Annotated in this window: 5 protein-coding genes and 2 pseudogenes; 4 read left to right on the top strand and 3 right to left on the bottom strand. The window is 68.4% G+C overall.

Annotated elements, in window-relative coordinates:
* Together JNW89_RS26855 and JNW89_RS37375 are read left to right on the top strand one after the other, a co-directional pair.
* A pseudogene (locus JNW89_RS26855) lies at positions 1-627 on the top strand (VWA domain-containing protein); the annotation flags it as partial.
* Between the two features lie 195 nt (positions 628-822).
* Positions 823-1,092: pseudogene (locus JNW89_RS37375) on the top strand (FAD-dependent oxidoreductase); the annotation flags it as partial.
* 240 nt (positions 1,093-1,332) lie between these two features.
* On the opposite strand, the gene JNW89_RS26845 reads toward JNW89_RS37375, so the two are convergent.
* Both JNW89_RS26845 and JNW89_RS26840 read right to left on the bottom strand, forming a co-directional pair.
* Positions 1,333-1,686, bottom strand: coding sequence for a DUF664 domain-containing protein (locus tag JNW89_RS26845; protein WP_309140032.1), 354 nt, complete (start codon positions 1,684-1,686; stop codon positions 1,333-1,335).
* 297 nt (positions 1,687-1,983) lie between these two features.
* Positions 1,984-2,748 carry a hypothetical protein gene (locus JNW89_RS26840; protein WP_238451127.1) on the bottom strand — a complete coding sequence of 255 codons (765 nt, stop codon included), beginning with the start codon at positions 2,746-2,748 and terminating at the stop codon, positions 1,984-1,986.
* Positions 2,749-2,908: 160 nt separating this feature from the next.
* Between JNW89_RS26840 and JNW89_RS26835 the strand changes: the two genes are divergently transcribed.
* Positions 2,909-3,112: a hypothetical protein gene (locus JNW89_RS26835; RefSeq protein WP_238451126.1), complete on the top strand. Its 204-nt coding sequence runs from the start codon at positions 2,909-2,911 to the stop codon at positions 3,110-3,112.
* A gap of 84 nt (positions 3,113-3,196) precedes the next feature.
* On the opposite strand, the gene JNW89_RS26830 is transcribed toward JNW89_RS26835, so the two are convergent.
* Positions 3,197-3,820 carry a hypothetical protein gene (locus tag JNW89_RS26830; RefSeq protein ID WP_238451125.1) on the bottom strand — a complete coding sequence of 208 codons (624 nt, stop codon included), beginning with the start codon at positions 3,818-3,820 and terminating at the stop codon, positions 3,197-3,199.
* Positions 3,821-4,097: 277 nt separating this feature from the next.
* Between JNW89_RS26830 and JNW89_RS26825 the strand changes: the two genes are divergently transcribed.
* On the top strand, positions 4,098-5,045 hold the full coding sequence (locus tag JNW89_RS26825; RefSeq protein WP_238451123.1) for a hypothetical protein: 948 nt from the start codon (positions 4,098-4,100) through the stop codon (positions 5,043-5,045).
* The last annotated feature ends 200 nt before the right edge of the window (positions 5,046-5,245 follow it).

Below are 5,245 nucleotides of genomic sequence, written 5' to 3'. Positions count from 1 at the left end.
CCCAGCCCCGTCCCGCCCGGCAGGCTGCGCACCCGCCACGCCATCACCGCCAAGGCACAGGTCGCCGCCGGTGCCCTGCCCACCGCCGCACCTTGGCAGCGCCGCGCGCAGCTGCCGCCGCCGAAGCCGACCCTGCACCTCGCGGTGATCGTCGACGCGTCCTTCTCGATGCACCCCTGGGCGGCGCCGATGTCGTCGGCCGGGTGGATCCTCGCCCACGCTGCGCGTACCACTGACGCGGTCACGGCCACGATCGCCTTCGGCAGCGACGCCACCCTGCTCGTCGGACCCCGGCAGCGTCCCACCCAGGTGCTGGAACTGAACGCCGACGGCGGCAGCGCCGCGTTCACCGACGCGGTGAAACTCGCCGACGAGGTGCTGCAGCTGCGCCAGCCGGGCCGGTTGCGGATGCTCGCCGTCGTCTCCGACGGCGACCTACCCGACATCGACCCCCCACAGCGGTTGATCACCATCCTGCACCGCTCGGGTTGCCCGGTGCTGTGGCTGCGCCCCGCCGACCTCGAGGGGCACACCTTCACCGACACCACCACCGTGATGGTGGCCGACCCGGTGCAGGCCATCGGCCGCATCGCTGACGCCGCCGTCACCGCCCTCGAACAGGCCTAACCCGGCTCCAGTAGCCACCTGACGCCCCGGACTCGCTCCCGCGAATCGCCCGAGAGCGGTGAGGGCCACCTTCTCTCCCGCGCTCGTCCTGCTTGCACCGCCATTGGCGGTTGCCCGGCCACTCGCGCACCTCGCGCACCCCGGGCACGGCCGACAGGCCGTGCCCGGGTTCCCACGATTGAAGGGAACCGTCCCATGACAAACACCTCCCACGCTCGCCCCGCCGTCAGCGGGCCGGGCGAGAGCCGTCAGCCGAGGATCGCCGTGGTCGGCGGATCGCTCACCGGCCCCGTCGTCGCGCTCCTGCTGCTCCAGGCCGGTTTCGACGACGTCGACGTGTACGAAGCCGCGCCCGCCACCGCCAACCTCGGTGGCGGTCTGATCGGTCTCGAACACACCGCGTTGGACGTGCTGGACCGGCTCGGCATCGGCCAGGACGAGTTCGTCGCGCACGACTCGGAAACCTGTCGGCGTACGGGTCAACGGGCCCAACCGGGTACGGCCGAACGTGCACAGGTCTACAAGGCGTTCAACGACCGGCCCCGGCGGCCTGGTGCCTCTGCCGTCGATCCGGTCATCGGCTTCTACGACTGACACTGTCGAAGCCAGGCCGAGATCGTGATTACTGAGCGCAACTTATCCTGGGCCCGAGTCCCCGGGGGCAGTCCCCCGCCCGGATCGCGGCCATGAGCGGACGTCCGCGCACTACTCGTTGATGAGCTGCTCTCGAAGAATGTCTGCGTGCCCACAGTGCTGGGCGAGCTCGCGCAGCACGTGGAGATACACCCACCGCAGCGGAAGCGGGCCCCGCCGGTGCCCGTGAAGGATGTCGTCCAGACCCAGGGATGACGTCGCATGGCGTGATGCTTCGCAGGCTTCGCGGTGTGCGTGCTGGACGGTGGCGATCGTGTCGTCGTCATCGAGGATGAACGACTCGTCTGACGTCGCAGGGATGCCGATCTCAGCGCGCGACCGGCACGTGACGGCTTCGTCAAACCAGACCTTCTCGACGAAAGTCGCGTGCTTCACAAGACCCAGCAGCGTGGTCCGGGAGGCCACCAACGATCGCGCACCTGTTCCTCTGTCAGCCCGTCCAAGCAGCCGTTGAGCGCGCCGCGGTGCTCGTCGAGGAACGCCTCGACCTGGGCACGGGCTGGCTGTGCGACGACCTGGTCGGCGAAGGTAGGCGGGTAGGAAGGCATGGCGAAGCATTCCAGACCGTCGCCCAGGAGCAACTAGCGGACATCGGCACGAGCGGTCGGCTGACTTGTCGGTCTCGCAGGTGCGGCCCCTGACGCCCGCTCGGCGGCAGATCAGTGCGCCTAATGAACCTTCCTGCCGTCTACGCCGCCACCTTCAGATGCTGTTTGCGGCAGCGCCGAGCACGTACCACAGCAACGCACTCAGGACGCCGCTGGAGGCCGTGGCGACGAGCAGGGTCGGCCACGCGAGCCAGAGACGGTGCGCCGTGGCCAGCCAGACCAGAACGGCCAGCGGGAGCACGATCTTGAGCAGTTCCGAGATCACAACACCTTGGATGAACTCCGCTTGGTACGGGTCGGCCACCGGCAGCAGTTGCCAGGGCGGCACCTCCACCATCGCCTGCCAACCTTCGCCGGACAGGAGCCCACACGTGACCCCAGCGGCCAGCGCTGCTGGCGACACTCCGCCGACTCGTACGACATGGCCAAGGAGCCCTAGCGTCGGTCCCGCGACGAGAGAACCGATCAACCACACTGTCGTCATGATGGCGACCGAGCGCAGACCCTGCAGGTCGGCCGACGTGCCGTCCTCCAAGAAGCCCCCACTCCATCGGCGGCTGACCCCTAGCACAAGCAGGTAGTAGAGCAGCGTGGCCAGCACCAGTAGAGCGGTAGCGCCGCCAGCGGCTCGTCTGACACCGGCAGCCGCACGGCCGGCCAGGAAGGCCGCCAGGCCCCAGGCGAGGCCACTGCTGGTAAGCGTGATCACGACCTGTCCCACAACACCGTCGACAGAGTCGGCAGCGAACGCGAGCAGCCCCAGCGCGACAGCGGCGGTGGCGACGACCGCCGCATAGGTGCGACGTGGCCCTTCAACAGCAACGTCGGTAACGCCCAGCCTCCTCAAACGGGCGCCCACCGTATCAAGATCTCAAGGGTCGCCTCCCTTCCTGCGCCTACAAGAAGGCATCCTCATCTCGGCTACTTGCGGACGCTGACCGGGCGCGCGGTCTGCGGCAGATCCGCGCACCCCGACCTTGGCCAACCGGTGCCGCACGACGTGCGATTAGAGTCCGCGCATGCGGGATGACATCGTTCTGCGGCTCGACCACGCAACCGCCGAAGATCTGTACGTCGCGTTGTACGAGGCCGGAGAGCACATCGCGGCTGGCGTAGCCATCACTCCGCCCACCGCCGAGGAGGCCGAGCGGCTGGGTACCCTCCTGCGGGACCTGGGCCACGCCCTTGGCCGTCGTTGCTCTCCGTACTGCGACCATCTTTAGTTGGCAGGGGTCGCGCATGTTCAGCGGCAGATGAGGATGGCGGCGCGGCGGTGACGGGAGCGGTTGCTGCTGCGGATCAGCCGGTCAGGCACGCGGTGTGGTGGCGGCCGATCGGCGGCCCCCATGCGAGGCGACCAGGGCATCAGCCACGATCGCGGCGTCCGCGTCGGCGACGTCGGCGGGATACTCGGGCAGGAGGTCGTCCCAGACGACCAGCCAGGATCCGTAGAGCTGCGCCTGGCCCTCCGGCCGGGCGAAGAACCAGACGTGCAGGTGAGCGCCGCCGTCGCCGATGCGGTAGACGTGGGCTCGCGAGATGTGCGGCAGAGCCTGCACGTGGCGGACGATTCGTGTGGTCAGCAGTCCCAGCTCCGCAGCGAGATCGTCGGGGAGATCCGCCATGTCATAGTGATCGCGCGGGTACAGCATCAGCACCAGCGGCACGCCCACTCCCGGGACACGGGCCAGCCGCCAGTGATCGTTGAACCAGATTCCCTCGTCGCGCTCCTGACAGTTCCGGCACTCCGCCGGATCCTCGCCGTGCCGGGCGGGCTCGGGCAGCACCGGCGGGCGCAGTGGCGCAACGCGCAATCCATCCTGTTCGAACGGGCTGATGTCCCATCCCGTCATGCGCGCCAGCGGAAGCCGCCGCTCGCTGTCCGCGGCGGCCACCGCGTGGTCATAGAACTGGTCCGGACGCAAGGCCATGGCGCGAAGACTAATACAACCAAGATCCCATCGCTATTCATCGCTATTACGTGGGCTGCCCGCCACGGCCCGACGGGTGGCCACACACTCGATGGCACGGATTCGCCGTGGGAACCCTCTTGTCGGCTATGAGCGGGGTCGCCAGCGCCAAGGAGGCTCGCGCGCTGTGACGACCGCCCGCGGCCGGCGCACCCACGGCGGCAGAAGAGGATAGCTGTGTGGCGGCCGGTTGGGAAAGTCGCGTGACTACGTTCGGCGGTGCTGTCAGCCTGGTTCGATGGACAATCAGCTGGCCGGCGTCGCGGCCGAACGCCGCGTCTGGGGCGTTGTTCCCGCAGAGACCCGGCAGGCGTTAGAGACCGGCCTGGCATCAACCGATCTGCAGACAATGCTGATGGCGGTGGCCCGCGCCCGAGCGCGGACGATCACTCCGGCCCGGATACTGAGGCGCTGGCGCCACGACCGCTTCGTGCGGCCGTCGACGTCCGATCCACGGTTGCTCGCCCAGCTCGAAGCCAAGCTGTGGCGCCTCCTGCCGCAAAGGTTTGCTGGTGTGGAACTGTCACCCGTGGCACCGCTGGGAACATGTTCCGCAGTCGCCCCGGTCGACCAGCACCGCGTAGTGAGCACAGTCCGGGGCACCGAGGTGCTCAGCGATCCGACCAATGCCCTTGCTATCGAGGCGGCCGCCCGCCGCCGCGAGCAGTGCGTCGACGGCAGGGTTGACCTTGCCGCGTGCCACCGCGTGCTGCGAGCCCAGCAATTCGACCCCGGCAACGCGGCCCATTTCCGGCTGTTCGCCCTGGCCTCCAGCGCCCGCGACCGCGGCTCCGGCCGTACCGAAGCTCAACTGCTTATCGACCACGTCAGGTTTTGGCAGCTAGTGCTGGCCGAGATGTTGCCCACCACCGCCACCCGGATCACCGTCACCGTGTTCGGGCACCACGTCCTCGCCGAACGCCTCCACGACACGATCCACCCCGCGTTGACCGGCGCTTCGACGGCGGTTCCGGTTGTTGAGGACAGCACCCGAATCCACGGGACCGGTTACTACACTGGCATCGCGATCGGACTACGAGCCGACGTTCGCGGCCAGACCATCGACCTCGGTGACGGCGGGCTGACCACTTGGACCGCGCAGCTCATCAACACTGCGAAGGAACGCTGCATGGTCTCCTGCATATCGACCGAGCGACTCACCGCGCTCGCCGAGCGACACCACTAGTCACACCACCCGCTCTGCGGCCATGACAGTAGGCCTTCACCGTAGGCTGCCCAGCCGATCGACATACTGCTGGACTGCGGCCACCCGGGCCGGAAGCGGGTCTGCCGGAACTTCGAAGAGATCGAATCCCACCTCGCGGTAGGTCAGTTCGTGGACCTTCTCGAAGGCGAGCGCGTCCTCGAAGCTGATACGGCGAGCGG

The organism is Micromonospora sp. 4G55 (assembly GCF_016803375.1).
Note: the sequence above shows the minus strand (reverse complement) of the source record. Positions and strands in the feature narration are given on the sequence as shown.

Coding starts and splice junctions, on each gene's coding strand:
- JNW89_RS26835 (WP_238451126.1), top strand. CDS start 2,909: ATGCGGGATGACATCGTTCTGCGGCTCGACCACGCAACCGCCGAAGAT.
- JNW89_RS26830 (WP_238451125.1), bottom strand. CDS start 3,820: ATGGCCTTGCGTCCGGACCAGTTCTATGACCACGCGGTGGCCGCCGCG.
- JNW89_RS26825 (WP_238451123.1), top strand. CDS start 4,098: ATGGACAATCAGCTGGCCGGCGTCGCGGCCGAACGCCGCGTCTGGGGC.